Annotated in this window: 12 protein-coding genes; 5 read left to right on the top strand and 7 right to left on the bottom strand. The window is 70.7% G+C overall.

From position 1 onward, the window contains the following. The first annotated feature begins 157 nt into the window (after positions 1–157). Positions 158–2,563 carry an ATP-binding cassette domain-containing protein gene (locus tag ACFWU3_RS24880; protein WP_384441634.1) on the top strand — a complete coding sequence of 802 codons (2,406 nt, stop codon included), beginning with the start codon at positions 158–160 and terminating at the stop codon, positions 2,561–2,563. A 100-nt stretch (positions 2,564–2,663) separates the two neighbouring features. Here the strand turns inward: ACFWU3_RS24880 and ACFWU3_RS24875 are convergent, their stop codons facing one another. Together ACFWU3_RS24875 and ACFWU3_RS24870 are read right to left on the bottom strand one after the other, a co-directional pair. After that, positions 2,664–3,590: a hypothetical protein gene (locus ACFWU3_RS24875; RefSeq protein ID WP_384441631.1), complete on the bottom strand. Its 927-nt coding sequence runs from the start codon at positions 3,588–3,590 to the stop codon at positions 2,664–2,666. Between the two features lie 22 nt (positions 3,591–3,612). Then, positions 3,613–4,008, bottom strand: a complete 396-nt coding sequence (locus ACFWU3_RS24870; RefSeq protein ID WP_384441628.1) for a hypothetical protein — start codon at positions 4,006–4,008, stop codon at positions 3,613–3,615. A 35-nt stretch (positions 4,009–4,043) separates the two neighbouring features. Here ACFWU3_RS24870 and ACFWU3_RS24865 point away from each other — a divergent pair, with 35 nt between their 5' ends. Next, positions 4,044–7,943: a CHAT domain-containing protein gene (locus ACFWU3_RS24865; protein ID WP_384441625.1), complete on the top strand. Its 3,900-nt coding sequence runs from the start codon at positions 4,044–4,046 to the stop codon at positions 7,941–7,943. Here ACFWU3_RS24865 and ACFWU3_RS24860 read toward each other — a convergent pair. After that, entirely contained in the window at positions 7,940–8,836 is an 897-nt protein-coding gene (locus ACFWU3_RS24860; RefSeq protein ID WP_384441622.1) for a LysR family transcriptional regulator, read from the bottom strand. The two genes, ACFWU3_RS24865 and ACFWU3_RS24860, sit on opposite strands and share 4 nt — an antisense overlap. Before the next feature lie 129 nt (positions 8,837–8,965). On the opposite strand from ACFWU3_RS24860, the gene ACFWU3_RS24855 reads away from it, so the two are divergent. Then, on the top strand, positions 8,966–9,613 hold the full coding sequence (locus tag ACFWU3_RS24855; protein ID WP_384441619.1) for a dihydrofolate reductase family protein: 648 nt from the start codon (positions 8,966–8,968) through the stop codon (positions 9,611–9,613). 81 nt (positions 9,614–9,694) lie between these two features. Here ACFWU3_RS24855 and ACFWU3_RS24850 read toward each other — a convergent pair whose 3' ends face one another. After that, a complete protein-coding gene (locus ACFWU3_RS24850) occupies positions 9,695–10,060 on the bottom strand; it encodes a transglycosylase family protein (protein WP_384441616.1) in 366 nt (121 codons plus the stop codon). Positions 10,061–10,339: 279 nt separating this feature from the next. Further along, positions 10,340–10,885, bottom strand: coding sequence for an EF-hand domain-containing protein (locus tag ACFWU3_RS24845; protein ID WP_384441613.1), 546 nt, complete (start codon positions 10,883–10,885; stop codon positions 10,340–10,342). A gap of 297 nt (positions 10,886–11,182) precedes the next feature. On the opposite strand from ACFWU3_RS24845, the gene ACFWU3_RS24840 reads away from it, so the two are divergent. Then, entirely contained in the window at positions 11,183–11,407 is a 225-nt protein-coding gene (locus ACFWU3_RS24840) for a hypothetical protein (RefSeq protein WP_384441610.1), read from the top strand. Between the two features lie 60 nt (positions 11,408–11,467). On the opposite strand, the gene ACFWU3_RS24835 is transcribed toward ACFWU3_RS24840, so the two are convergent. Both ACFWU3_RS24835 and ACFWU3_RS24830 read right to left on the bottom strand, forming a co-directional pair. After that, entirely contained in the window at positions 11,468–11,830 is a 363-nt protein-coding gene (locus tag ACFWU3_RS24835; protein ID WP_384441607.1) for a hypothetical protein, read from the bottom strand. A 175-nt stretch (positions 11,831–12,005) separates the two neighbouring features. Continuing rightward, positions 12,006–12,797, bottom strand: a complete 792-nt coding sequence (locus tag ACFWU3_RS24830) for an alpha/beta fold hydrolase (RefSeq protein WP_384441604.1) — start codon at positions 12,795–12,797, stop codon at positions 12,006–12,008. A 572-nt stretch (positions 12,798–13,369) separates the two neighbouring features. Here ACFWU3_RS24830 and ACFWU3_RS24825 point away from each other — a divergent pair. Next, positions 13,370–14,251, top strand: coding sequence for a serine hydrolase (locus ACFWU3_RS24825; RefSeq protein WP_384441601.1), 882 nt, complete (start codon positions 13,370–13,372; stop codon positions 14,249–14,251). The last annotated feature ends 173 nt before the right edge of the window (positions 14,252–14,424 follow it).

Raw genomic sequence — 14,424 nt, 5'->3', positions numbered from 1 at the left:
GGCTCGCACCACCATCGCCGATCGCGTCTGCGGCGGACCATTGCCACCACCCCTCGGACCACGTAGAACCCTGCATACTGCTCGAAGCTGGGCAGATCCAGCCAGGCGACGCCGACGGACACCGCTGACGCGGTCCCGCCCGACAGATGGAGACACGATGAGCAAGGCCACGCGGACGGACACGCGGTCGCCTGCGCTGCACGATGCCGACAGCCACGACATGATCCGCGTGCACGGCGCTCGGGAGAACAACCTCAAGGACGTCAGCATCGAGATCCCGAAGCGCCGGCTGACGGTGTTCACCGGCGTGTCCGGCTCGGGCAAGAGCTCCCTGGTGTTCGACACGATCGCCGCGGAGTCGAAGCGGCTGATCAACGAGACCTACAGCGCCTTCCTCCAGGGCTTCATGCCGTCGACGGCGCGGCCCGAGGTCGACGTCCTCGACGGGCTGACGACCGCGATCACCGTCGACCAGCAGCGGATGGGCGGCGACCCCCGCTCCACGGTCGGCACCGCCACCGACGCCAACGCGATGCTGCGCATCCTCTTCAGCCGGCTCGGCAAGCCCCACATCGGCCCGCCCAGCGCGTACTCCTTCAACACCGCCTCGGTCCGGGCGAGCGGTGGGATCACCGTGGACCGCGGTGCCGCCAAGACCAAGACCGTGAAGGCCACCTTCGAGCGCACCGGCGGTATGTGTACGCGCTGCGAGGGCCGGGGCAAGGTCTCGGACATCGACCTCACCCAGCTCTACGACGACTCCAAGTCGATCGCCGAGGGCGCGTTCACCATCCCCGGCTGGAAGTCGGACAACGTGTGGACCGTGGGGATCTACGCCGAGTCCGGTTTCCTCGACCCCGACAAGCCGATCCGCAGGTTCACCAAGAAGGAGATGCAGGACTTCCTCTACCGCGAGCCGACCAAGGTGAAGGTCAACGGCGTCAACCTCACCTACGAAGGCCTGATCCCCAAGATCCAGAAGTCGTTCCTGTCCAAGGACAAGGAGGCGATGCAGCCGCACATCCGGGCGTTCGTGGAGCGGGCGGTCACCTTCACCACCTGCCCCGAGTGCGACGGCACCAGGCTGGCCGAGGGGGCGCGGTCGTCGAAGATCAACCGGAAGAGCATCGCCGACGCCTGCGTGATGGAGATCCGTGACCTGGCCGAGTGGGTCCGCGGCCTGAAGGAGCCCTCGGTGGCGCCGCTGCTCACCGCGCTCCAGCAGACCCTGGACTCCTTCGTGGAGATCGGTCTCGGCTATCTCTCGCTCGACCGTGCGTCGGGCACCCTGTCCGGCGGCGAGGCGCAGCGCGTCAAGATGATCCGCCACCTCGGCTCCTCGCTCACCGATGTCACCTATGTGTTCGACGAGCCCACGGCCGGCCTGCACCCGCACGACATCCAGCGCATGAACCGACTGCTGCTCCAGTTGCGGGACAAGGGCAACACGGTGCTCGTCGTGGAGCACAAGCCGGAGGTCATCGCGATCGCCGACCATGTCGTCGACCTCGGCCCCGGCGCCGGTACGGAGGGCGGCACCGTCTGCTTCGAGGGCACCGTCGAGGGGCTTCAGAGCAGCGACACCATCACCGGCCGGCATCTGGACGACCGGGCCTCGCTCAAGGAGGAGGTGCGCAAGCCCACCGGAGCGCTGGAGGTCAGGGGCGCGAAGGCGAACAATCTCCAGGGTGTCGACGTCGACATCCCGCTCGGGGTGCTCACGGTCATCACCGGCGTCGCCGGCTCCGGCAAGAGCTCGCTGGTGCACGGGTCGATGGCCCGACAGGCGGGGGCTGAAGGTGTGGTGTCGATCGACCAGAGCCCGATCCGCGGCTCGCGGCGCAGCAACCCGGCGACGTACACCGGACTGCTCGACCCGATCCGCAAGGCGTTCGCGAAGGCCAACGACGTGAAGCCGGCGCTGTTCAGCGCCAACTCCGAGGGTGCCTGTCCCACCTGCAACGGCGCCGGTGTCATCTACAGCGACCTGGGCATCATGGCCGGTGTCGCCAGCACCTGCGAGGACTGCGGCGGGAAGCGGTTCGACTCGTCGGTGCTGGAGTACCGGCTCGGGGGGCGCGACATCAGCGAGGTGCTCGCGATGCCGGTGACCGAGGCCGAGGAGTTCTTCGGCGCGGGGGAGGCACACACCCCGGCCGCGCACCGGATCCTCCAGCGGCTCAACGACGTGGGGCTCGGCTATCTGACCATCGGTCAGCCGCTCACCACGCTGTCCGGCGGCGAGCGGCAGCGCCTCAAGCTGGCCACACACATGGGAGACAAGGGCGGTGTGTACGTCCTGGACGAACCCACCACCGGCCTCCACCTCGCGGACGTCGAGCAACTGCTCGGCCTGCTCGACCGGCTCGTCGACTCCGGCAAGTCGGTGATCGTCATCGAGCACCACCAGGCGGTCATGGCCCACGCCGACTGGATCATCGACCTCGGCCCCGGCGCCGGTCACGACGGCGGCAAGATCGTCTTCGAGGGCACACCGACCGACCTCGTCGCCGACGGTTCCACCCTCACGGGGGAGCACCTCGCGGCGTACGTCGGGAGCTGAGCAACCGGCCCCGGACGAGGCATGTCCGGACGGGGAACCTCCAGAACCGGAGGTTCCCCGTCGGGCTCATGCGGCGAGCGCGGACCGAGCGGCGGCGGCCTCAGTCCGCCTTCCTGAACACCTCCGACATCCCGTCGCCCGTCTCCTCGGCCAACAGGCCCGTCGCGTCCGGCGCGATCAGGCCGACGCGTGAGGCGAGTTCCCGGCCGTGCACATCGACGGCCGCCTCGATCAGGCTCGCGAGCGCGTCCAGCGCGGTCCGGGCGCGGGAACGGGCCACGGCCCCGCAGCCGAGGGCGATCAGCGCGGCCGGCCACCACCAGCAGGCGAGCAGGGCATAGGCCGCGGCCCAGGCGGCCAGACGGGCAGCCGCGCAGAAGGAGTCCCGGCCCGCCCGGATCTCCTGTACGGCGGGTTCGGGAAGGATCAGCCACAGCCGCGGCCACAGAACGGCGAGGTCCACGCCGTACGCGGCCTCGACGCGGTCCGCCGTCGACTGCATGCGGTCGCCGTACCAGGTGGGCCGGGTCGGTTCGCGCAGCGCGATGCGGTCACGGGCCGCGGTGAGGGACCGGATCCGCTCCCAGGTGTCTCTCGGGACCGTCACCACACCGTCCCCTCCGTCACCGGCCGGGCCGGCGTGTGCGACGGCGTCCTCGACCCTCGTGTCGCCTTCCCTCCATCGACGTGTACGCCGTGCGGTGAGGGCCCGCGACAGCGGGTCCCGGCCGAGCCGCAGCCAGTACTGCTCGATCGCGCCGCCGAGGAACTGCGCCGCGAGGGAGGCCGCGGCCGCCGTGAGCAGTACGAGGGCCACGACGAGCGCCGCGGTGCCGGTCCGGTCCAGAGCGGGCCGGGTGGCGAGATCGTCCAGGGTGCTGCGCAGCCGGTCGACGTCGTGCCAGTGACGATGCCCCAGCCTTGTGCCGACGGCCGCGACGGCGAGGAACAGGGCGCCGGGCAACACCAGCAGATTGAGCCAGCGTTCGGTGAGCTTGCTCCCGAGGGTGGCGAGGAGAGGGTTCATGGGGCCGGGCGCCAGGGGGCGGTCACCGGGCCGGACTCAGCCGCGACTTGAGCATGCGCGTGTCGTTGACGGCGCAGTGCGGGGCGGGCAACAGGTCGCGTGCCCGTTCGAGCCGGGAGCAGAGAGCCGGCCCCGGGCAGACGGCCACCTTGATGTGGGCCACGACGCCGGGTGCCCGGGAACTGCGCGACTCGCCCAGCAGCCCTCCCGCGTACCCGGCCCTGCGCAGCGCGTGGTCCAGAGCGTCGTAACCGTCCGCCACCGCGGCGTCATCCGCGTCTCCCGACCGCAGCAGGGCCCGTACGCGCTCGGCCGCCGTCCGGACCTCGGGCCGCCGCGCGTGGTCCGACGAACCGAGCAGAGCACACAACGCAGCTGCTCTCTGGGCGAGTTCGGCGTGATCGGGCGGTACGGTCATGCGCCAAGTGTGCCGCAGAATGAGCCCGGTCGAGGATGATTGCTGTGGTGACGGCGGGTGGAGTCGGCATGGGGGAGTTCGGCAATATGCGGGACGATCGGGACCGGCTCGTCCGGGCCGTCCGTGATCGCGTCATGCGGTCGGCGACCGTGGACCGGCGTGTGGACAGGAACGCCGTCTTCGGCGACGAGGCGGACACCGAACTGCGGTCCCTTCTGCGCACCGTCGACACGAGGACCGACATGGAGGCCCGGCACGTGGCCGGCTGGCTGCTGGCCGCCCGTTCGGCAGCCGAGCCGGGGGAACACGGCCGCGTCTTCAGATGCATGGCAGGAACGCTCCTCTTCCCGGTGTGGGTGGCCGATCCGGGCCTCGTACCACCGGAGTTGGCGGAAGGGTATGCCCGTACCGACCCCGCTGTTCGCCCCGACCCGGCGAAAGCCGACGGACCCGCCGAGTGGGCGGGCGAGTGCGCCGCGGGCATGATCGCGGCGCAGGGGCAGCAGCACAGTCCGCCGCCCGACGCATCCGAAGACGTCCGCCGGCTGTACGAGTTGGCCGCGCGGTTCGGCGTCATGACACCGGCGCGCGACGTGCAGCTCGCCGTCGCGATCGGATGCGGCAGCCTCGCCGTACTCGCGACGCCCGAGGACGATCCCGCGTACACGCCACGGCTCGACGGTCTGACCCGGGCGGTGGCTCTCGCGGGTGTGGCCGGGCCGTTCGCGGACCCCGGCACCCCCGCGAGAGGGACGGCCGCGCCGTTCGCGAACCCGGGCGCCGACCACGTCCGGGCGGCCCACCGTACTCTCCAGCGCATGCCGGCCGATGCGCCCGACCGGCTCCTCGCCCTGAGCGATCTGGGCATCGCGTTATTGGAGCGGTACCGGCGGTCGCACGACGCCGAAGACCTGGACGAGGCGGTCGGCATCGCACGTGACGTCCTGGCGCAACTGCCGCCGGACAGCCCGCATCTGCCTCACTGTCTGAGCACCCTGGCGAGCGCGCTCCTGCTGCTCCGGCAGCGGCGGGGCAGCACACCTGAGGAGTGCGACGAGGTGGTGGAGCTGTTCCGCAGGGCCGCACCCGGCGATCCGAAGGGGCAGGCGGTCGCGGGCCTCAACCTGGGACTGGCGTTGATCCTGAGGGCCCAGCGAACCGGCCGGGCGGACGACCTGCACGAAGCGGTCCGGGTGTTGACCGAAGCACTTCGCGCGGCCCGCGAAGGGGAGCCGAGCGCCTCGATACGCCGGGTTCTGGGCAACGCGCACCGCGCCCTCTTCACGCTGATCGGTGATCCGGCCGATCTGGACGCGGCCATCACCTACCTCTCCGACACGGTCGCCGCGGCCGGTGAGACAACGTCTCGCACCGCGCCGCGGCTACTCGCCCCCGCTATGGCCCTGTTCGCGCGCTTCGAGCGCGATACGGAACGGAATGCGGCGGACCTGGCCGAGGCTCTGCGGCTGCTGCGGCCGGCCGTGGCACTCATGCCGCCGGGCCACCCGGAGCGGCCCGTGGCGCTCAACGATCTCGGCGAGGTGCTGAAGAGCAGCTATGAGCGCACCGGCGACCCGCAGGAGCTGAACGAGGCGGTGGAGGCACAGCGGGAGGCGGTGGCGCTCACCCCCGAGGGACACGACATGCTCGGAGTGAGGCTGCTCAACCTGGGCTCGACGTTGGGTCTGCGACACCTGCTGATCGAGGACGCCGAAGACCTGCGGGAAGCCCAGGAGTGCTCGCGCCGGGCCGCGGCACTCCCCGGCCCGGGCCGCGCGCATCAGGCGATGCTGCTGGGTGCGGCGGGGATCAGCCGGATGACGGGCTTCCAGCGTGCTCCCGACCTGGCCGCCCAACTCGACGCGGCAGTAGGGCTCTTGAGGCAGGCGCTCGCCCTCACCCCGGAGGGCGACCCGCTGGTGGCCCGGCGACGCCACAACCTCGCCGTCGCCCTGTTGGCCCGCTGCGCCCACACGCTTCGGCTCGACGACGCCCGCGAGGCACGCGAGCTGGCCGACGCGGTGATCGCGTCGCTGCCCCCGGACTCTCCCGCTCTGCCGGGTGCCCTGGCGGTGGCCGCGAACTCGCGGCTCCTGAGCCCCCGGACCCTGTGGTCGTCGGCCGCCCGGGGCGAGGCGGTGGCGCTGCTCCGCAGGACGGTCGAGGTCACACCGCCCGGCCACCCCCGGCGGACGCTGCGACTGACCAACCTCGGCACGATCCTGCGGGACCGGGGGCCGCTCCGCCGTCGCCGTCGGGCCGATCTGGTCGAGGCGGCCGAGGCGTTCCGCGAAGCAGCCCTGGAAACGCAGTGCGCCCCCTCCCAGCGCCTGGACGCCGCACGGGCGTGGGGCGAGGTCCGGGCGGAGCTCGGTGACTGGGCCGGCGCCCTGGACGGTTATGCGACGGCGGTCGACCTGCTGCACGCCGTCGCACCGCGCCATCTCGTCCGCGACGACCAGGAGTTGTTGTTGAGCCGGACCGTCGGGCTCGGCGCCGAGGCAGCCGGATGCGCGGTGCGCTGCGGTCGGCCCGGTCTGGCGGTCGGACTGCTCGAACAGGCCCGAGGGGTGCTGCTCACCCACGCCTTCGACGCGGACAGCGATCTCACCCGGCTCAGAGAAACGGCCCCGGACCTCGCCGACCGCTTCGAAGAACTCCGGGACGCCCTCGACACGGCCACCGGCGACCGTGATCAGGGGTTCCTCGACGAAGGACCCCCTGGCCGGGCGCGCGCGGCCGACGCCCGGGCCGACCAGCGGCAGCGACTGGCCGCCGAATGGCGGGAGTTGACCGCGCGGATCCGCACCGAACATCCGGAACTCGGCCTGCTGCGGCCGGTGCGGGAGTGGGACGAACGGGAACTGTGCGCCACGGCCGCTGCGGGCCCCGTGGTGCTCGTCAACGTCTCCCCGCACGGCAGCGACGCACTGGTCGTCACCGAGCGCGCCATCGACGCCGTACCGCTCCCCGGACTTGACCTCCGGACGACAGGGGCCCGCCGGCAGGCCCTCCAGGACGCGCTGCTGCGTATCGAGACGCCGGGAACGTCCGGCGCCGACCCCTTGCGCGCGCAGCGAGTCGTCGGCGACACCCTGGCCTGGTTGTGGAAAGCGGTCACCGGCCCGGTCCTCCATCACGTGGGCATGGCGGCGGAACCCGCCGGACCGCTGCCCCGTGTCTGGTGGTCGCCCGGTGGCGCCCTGGGCACCCTTCCGCTGCACGCCGCGGCCCCTGAAGGTGCGCCCGGAGCGCTGGACCGTGTCGTCTCGTCGTATACGCCGACTCTGCGGGCCCTGCACCACGCCAGGCAACGAACGACGCGCCCGGCGGGAACGGGGGCGCTCGTCGTCGGCGTCGGGGAGGCTCCCGGCCTCCCGCGCCTGCCCGCCGCCCGCCGCGAGGCCGAACACCTCGCCGGGCTGCTGCCCGGGGTCCAGGTATTCACGGGTGAGGCCGCCACCCACGCCGCGGTGGTGTCCGCCCTGCCCCGGCACGCGTACGCGCACTTCGCCTGCCACGCCGTGGGAGATCTCGGGCGCCCGTCCGCCGGCCGCCTCGCCCTGCACGATCACACGGACAACCCGCTGACGGTCCGTCATCTCGCCCGGCTTCGGCTGCCGTCGGTCCGCCTCGCCTACCTCTCCGCGTGCGACACCCTGCGCACCAGTCCCGAACTCGCCGACGAGGCCGTCCACATCGTGAGCGCCCTCCAGATCGCCGGCTTCCCGCATGTCGTCGGCTCGCTGTGGCATGTCGACGACACGATCGGAGCCGGAGTCGCGCAGGGCGTGTACGAGGCCCTGATCAGGAACGACGGCACGCTGGACGTCGACCGGGCGGCCGAGGCGGTGCACAGCACGGTGCGCGCGCTGCGTGACACCTATCCCCGGACGCCGAGCCTGTGGGCCTGCCAGGTGCACGCGGGGCCCTAGGAGTTGTTCGGCCCGGTGACGTGCTCGGGGTCTCGCGGCAGTGACGTCAGGATCTCGATCAGCGCGGCGGTGGCGGGTGGGTCCGGCGGGTCGCCGTACGTGGCGGCGTAGACCTGACGGGCATTGCCGGTGAGCAGTGTGGCGTGGACGCCCGGCGCCCGATGGGCGCGCAACGCGAGCCCGTTGAGGATCGCGACACCCATTCCGGCGGCCACGAGCGACTGCGAGACGACCGTGTCGTCACAGGAGTAGGCGATACGTGGGGAGAAGCCGGCCCGCTCGCACGCGGTGATCGTGGCCGCTCGACAGCGTTCGCAGCCGCCGACCCAGGCGGAGTCGCGGTGGTCCACGAGACGCTGTCGGGGTCGGTCGCTGACGAGGTAGAGGGGGTCGTCGAGCAGATGCGTCAGCCGGATTCCCTCCTCCTCCAGCGGAGTGTCGGCGTGCCGGAATATCAGGGCGATGTCGACATGCCCGGCGCGCAGCAACCTCAGCCCGTCGTCCGGGTGGGCATCGACGAGGTTCAACTCCACTCCCGGGTGCATCCGGGACAACTCGATGGCCGCCCTCGGGACGAGGGTGCTGAGGACCGTCTGGAACCCGGCGAGTCGCACCCGTCCGGCACGAAGTCCCACGCGCGCCGCCAACTCGACGGATGCGGCATCCAGCCGTCCCAGGACCTCGGCCGCCCGCTGCGCCAGTAGCTCCCCTTCGGGCGTGAGCCGGATCCCGCGGCCCACGCGTTGGACGAGCTTGGCTCCGGTGGCGGCTTCCAGCCGCCCCAGGTGGTGACTGACCGACGGTTGCGAGTAGTGCAACTCTCTGGCGGCTTCGGTCACCGATCCGTGCCGGGCAACCGCCGCCAGCACCGTGAGCTGGGTCAGGTTCAGCATTCATCAAGTTTATTGATGGGACCGGCGCGGAGTTGGCATAAGACGTCATGCCATCAGGAGGGCTACCTTCGCCTTGTGGCCGAGCTGATCGGACGAAGCTCGACCAACCGGAGGAAAGGAACTCGAACCATGTCACTTGCTCGCGTCCAGCACATCGCCGTCTCGCTCGACGGGTTCGCGACCGGCGAGGGGCAGAGCCTCGAAGCACCGTTCGGCCACGCCGGCGAACGGCTGCACGAGTGGATGTTCGCCACCCGGTGGGGGCGCGCGATGCTGCGTCAGTCCGGTGGCTCGGGCGGCGTCGACGACGCCTTCCTGCGGCTGTTCACCGCCGGGATCGGCGCCGAGATCATGGGCGCCGGGAAGTTCGGCTACCCCGGCTGGCACGAGAACCCGGACTGGAAGGGCCCGTGGGGTTCCAACCCGCCGTTCCACACACCGGTCTTCGTCCTCACCCATCACCCGCGTCCGTCGATCGAGATGGAGGGCGGCACGACGTACCACTTCATCGACGCCTCACCCGCCGAGGCGCTCGAGACGGCCCGCAAGGCCGCAGGCGGCCAGGACGTGCGCATCGGTGGTGGTCCCACCATGGTCCGCGACTTCCTGGCCGCCGGGCTGATCGACGACATGCACATCGTGGTGGTCCCGATCCTCCTCGGCCGGGGCGTTCGGCTCTGGGACGGCCTGGAGGGCCTGGAGGAGGGCTACGACGTCGAGAGCGTCTCCACCCCCAGCGGGGTCACCCATGTGACATTCACCCGCGCGGGTCTGTGAACCGCCCCGGGCGGCAGGCGGGGGCGGTTCGGGCGTCGCCTCGGCCGCCGAGCAGGTCCGGGACCGCCGGCGCCCGGGGCGTCAGTGCCGGGCGCAGGACCAGGCGCCCATGCCCTGCATCGCGGCGAGCCTCCTGGCCGTGGCGATCTGCTCGCTCTTCGTGGCCAGATCGGCGCGTGGCGCGTATTTGAGGCCGCCGGCCGCCGCCCAACTCGACCGGGTGAACTGCAGACCTCCGTAGTGGCCGTTCCCCGTGTTGGCCTTCCAGTTCCCGGAGGACTCGCACTCCGCGATGGCGTCCCAGTCGACACCGGCTGCGGCCGCGGCCCGGGGCGCGGACGCCTGGGCGGCTCCGGCACCGAAGAGCAGGACCGGGGCGCAGGTCAGAGCTACCGCCAGCGACCTGACAGGCAATCCGTACCGGTGGTTCTTCTGGTGACGACGCATCAGCAACCCTCTCGCTCGGAAGCCCGGCCGCGGGTGCGGCGGAGCACTACCGAACGTAATGGGGCCGGGTCGCCCAGGCACACGGAGAGCGTCCATCAGCGGCACAGAGGTATCGGGAGCACCCCGTTCAGCGGATCGGTGGGGCAGATCGGTGAAGCGACGTCCGGGTGTGTGCCCATCCCCGCGCCTCCGCACGGACGGTGGCCCGTGCACGGCTTCTCGGGCCACTGCCAAATGATCTACGGAGTCATGGCGCGAGCAGGCCTTCGACGGCTCCGCTCAGGAAACCCCGAGGAAGATGCCGCCCGGCGTGTTGAGATCATCGTTGTAGAGGTGGAACGCGCGCAGCGACCTGGCGACCTCCCGCTGCGAGATGAAGGCATCGCGGTCCAGATCGAGTCGCTGAAAGATCGCCGCAGCGTCACCGTCGGAGATCTGGCAGAAGGCCAAGTACCTGGCGAACTCGTCACGGTTGATCCGCTTGTCACCGTCGACGTCCAGGACGGTGAAGATCGCCTGGGCGATGTCCTCCAGCACCTGGGACGCGTGCGCTCCGTACCCGGCAGCACGGTGCGCCGCGACGAACTCGTCCTGGGACAGCCGGTCCCGTCCCGGAGTCGCCTGCGCGAGGAGCCCCAGCCACTGAGCCCAGTAGGCCCGCTCCAGCGCCTTGATCTTGGTGTCGGTCTCCGCCAACCCGTAACCGGTGACGTACCGGTGCACGATCCGCTGGTAGTTCTCCCAGGTGACGTACCGCTCTTCGTCGGTGTCCAGCGCGGCGAAGAGCCGCCGGAGTCGGCGGGTGAGGGGATCGGCTGTCGCCATGGTTCCAGGTCCTCCGGGGATCTCATTGACAGTGCCTGCACAGTGAATCGGTGTCGTAGGTGTCGCGGCCATGGTTGGTGGCTGCCTTTTCGCCGACTCTCCGGGGAACTGCCTTCGGCGTGTGAGACGTGCCCGGGCCGTCGACGGTTCACCCATCGCGGCACGATCTCGTCACGTGTGGCCCGCGACCTGCCACCTGCGGTCTGCCCACTTGCCCCCTGCGGCCTGCGGCCTGCGGCCGACAACGGTGCAACGTGTCTCCACCGCCAGGTCCCGCCGATCACGTAGCGTCTGCGCATGACTGTTTCTCTGTTGCTGCCCGGACCGGGCGGGAGCATGTCCGAGACCGTGGGTACCGAGGTCTTCCGCCACGACGGCGAGGACGACCACTACGAGTACGAGATCCATGCCAGCGGGGCACTGATCGTGTGGAGCATCAAGAGGGGCGCGGCCGACGCGGTTCTCGAGGCGTACGGGCCGGGGGCCTGGCTCAAGGTGAGTGGCTCGGTCTACCAGCCGTAGGCGGCATTCCGCTCAGGGAGCGTGCCCAGCCGAGGCCGATGCACCGTTCAGCCTGTCGGGTCAGACGGTCCTGCGGCCCGGGGGGAACTCCTTTCCGTCGCGGTCGGAGACCGTGGCGAACCAGGACGTGGCCCACACGGTGAGGCAGTCGGTCTCGTGGATCGTCTCGAACGGGTGGTCGTTCCACGCCCCGTACGACGTGACGTACACAGCCTCGCCGGGCTTCAGCCAGTAGTCCTGGCCGCACGGCTCGAGCCACAACTGCAACTGCTCCTTGCCGTCGTTCTGCACCAACAGCGGGACGGGATTTCCCAGTTGACGGATCGCCTCGAAGCTGTGGTCGCCGGCCTCGGCCATGTTCGTCTTCAGCGGGTCCATGATCCGGTCGATTGCTGCCCGCCGAGCCGGGTCCTGTCCGTTCACACGATGATTGTGGACCCGGGATCGCGGCTGAGAACAGTCCGGCCACGAACTGGCCGCCCACCGGGTCGAGTCGGTCCGCCGTGCGCTTCCGGACCATGGCTCTCGGATCAGGATTCAGACGGCCCTCGACGCCCATCTCCGCCGCGAGCCTCCGTCAGCGGCGGGGCTCCCTCCGTCACCGGCGGGGTTCAGAGGTCTCCCACCAGTCCAGGACGAGGCTCGCGTACTCGTCCGGTTTCTCCTCCCAGCAGAAGTGACCCGTGTCCATGAAGTCGACCCGGCTGTTCGCCAGACGCTCATCGAGGAACTGCGCGTTGACCGGTGGAACCACGCCGTCCTTGGAGCCCATGATGATGCGTACGGGCGCCTTGATTTCCTGGAGGAGCTCCGCGAGTTCGGGCAACTGCGCGGGATAGGTCTGCGCGTAGCGCATCGACTCGGCAAAGCGGGTTCCCTGGTAGGAGGCGTAGTAGTCGTCCCGTATCGAGCGCGACGGTGTGAATCCCGGAATCGTGGAGAGTGCGGCGTCGACGACCTTTCGCGAATCAAGGCGTCGGTACGGTTCGAGGTCCGTGGCCTCCACCCACTCCTTGAGGGGGCCCGTCAGCTGAAGTGGCACCGCGGCGCCCCCGCTGCCGACCACAACGCTACGAAAGCGATCCGGCTGTTGGGCGGCGGCGAAGAGTGAGGAAGACGTGCCGATGTCGGGGCCGACCAAGTGCGGGTTCTCCAGGCCGAATTCGTCGGCCAGGCGGAGGATGAACGTACCCATCGCCTTCGGTGACAGCAACGTCTCGCGGGATTTCGAGCCTCCGAAACCTGGGGGGTCGACAGCGATCAGGTGGGCTTTGTCAGCGAACCGGGACCACACGTGATCGAAGGCGAAGACGCTCTCGGGCCAGGGGCTCAGCAGGATGGCGTCACGTCGCTCGCCGGGTCTGTCGCTTTCGGCGAAGCGGATCGACACTCCGTCGATCGTCCTGAACTGCGGCTTGATTGTTTCGCTCATGGTGATTCCTCGCCTGGGTGTCCCCCCGGGGCGGCGTGCCACGAGTCTCGAACCGATGCCGCCGCTCGTGAGTCGCGTGCGGGAGCTGATGGTTTCGGCCTTTGCTGCGCGCCGACGCCGAAGCGCCCTCGGGCCGCGTGTCCGCTGCGGCCGGGCCGGCTGCCCCGGACTACCAGCCGACACGGCCACCGGCTCGCCTTGGCCACCGGCCGAGCCGAGTACCGGCTGCCCACTGGGTCGGCCACTGGCGTGGGCCGACGAATGGGTTGACGAATGTCACACCCTCAAGAAACGCCATCAATAATGCTATATCGGGCATTGCGGCCACGCTGCCCGCACCCCTGCCCTGTTAGCGTCGCCGTCGTCCGGGGTCGCGTCGCTCGCGGGACCGTCGGGCGACGAGCACCTGTCCGAGCCCCGGCGCCCGCGCAACGGCTCCAGCAGCGCCGGCCCCCGGCGTCCGACCGCGCGTGCGGACCGAAGCCCTCGGACCCGAAGCGACCGCAGAAGCACAGCAGGACGGAACCCCCATGCTCCGAACGCACCTACCGCGCCGCGCAGTACGGTGCCTCGCCACGGTCCTGGCCACCGGAACCGTGGTGGCCGGGCTCGGAACGACCGGCGCGGCCGCAGTCGGCACCGGTTCGCGTGCGAGCGCCAAGGTCGGCGGTTCACAGGTCACCTGCACATCGCACCGGCCCGGGCTGGCGAGCCGGCTGTCCGAGGACATCGCGGGCGCGCTCCGCGGCCGCCAGAGCGCCTCCGCTCTCGCGATCTACGATCGCGCCACGGACACCGCGTGCACCTTCCGGGCCGGCGCACGGTTCGACTCGGCGAGCGTGGTCAAGGTCACCGTTCTCGGGGCTCTTCTGCGCAAGGTCATGGAGGAGGACCGTCATCTCACGCCGCGCGAGGTGACGCTGACCAAGGCCATGATCACCAAGTCGGACAACGACTCGACGTCGGCCCTGTGGCGTCAGCTCGGGCCGAAGAGCGTGCAGCGTTTCCTCGATCTGGCGGGGATGCGGGAGACCGTGCCGGGGCCGAAGGGGTACTGGGGCCGCACGCAGATCACCGCCGGTGACCAGCTCAAGCTGCTGCGCCTGCTCACCTCGGACAACACCGTCCTCGACCAGGACGCCCGCGCCTACGCACTCGGCCTGATGAACCAGGTCGTCCCCGCCCAGCGGTGGGGCGTACCGGCCGGGGCCTCCGACTCGGCGACCGTCCATCTCAAGAACGGGTGGCTGGAGCGCGAGACCAAGGGGTGGCGGGTGCACAGCGTCGGCGTGTTCACCGGTCACGGCCACGACTACGGGATCGTGGTGCTCTCCGACGGCAACCGCACGATGAAGGACGGGATCGCGGGCATCCAGGGCGCCGCCCGTGCCATCAACCGCGATCTTCCCTGAGCCCGGCCCGGCGCACAGGCTTGGCCCGGCCGCGCGCACAGGCTTGGCCCGGCTTCGGCCCCGGCTCCGCCTGGCCCCGCGCACAGGCTTGGGCCCCGACCCGGCCCCGGCTCCGCGCACAGACTCCGCCCGGCCCCGGCTCCGCCCCGGCATCCGCGCCGCTGGCCCGGCCC

The sequence above is a fragment of the Streptomyces sp. NPDC058685 genome (assembly GCF_042714725.1).
Taxonomy (GTDB): Bacteria; Actinomycetota; Actinomycetes; order Streptomycetales; family Streptomycetaceae; genus Streptomyces.
Note: the sequence above shows the minus strand (reverse complement) of the source record. Positions and strands in the feature narration are given on the sequence as shown.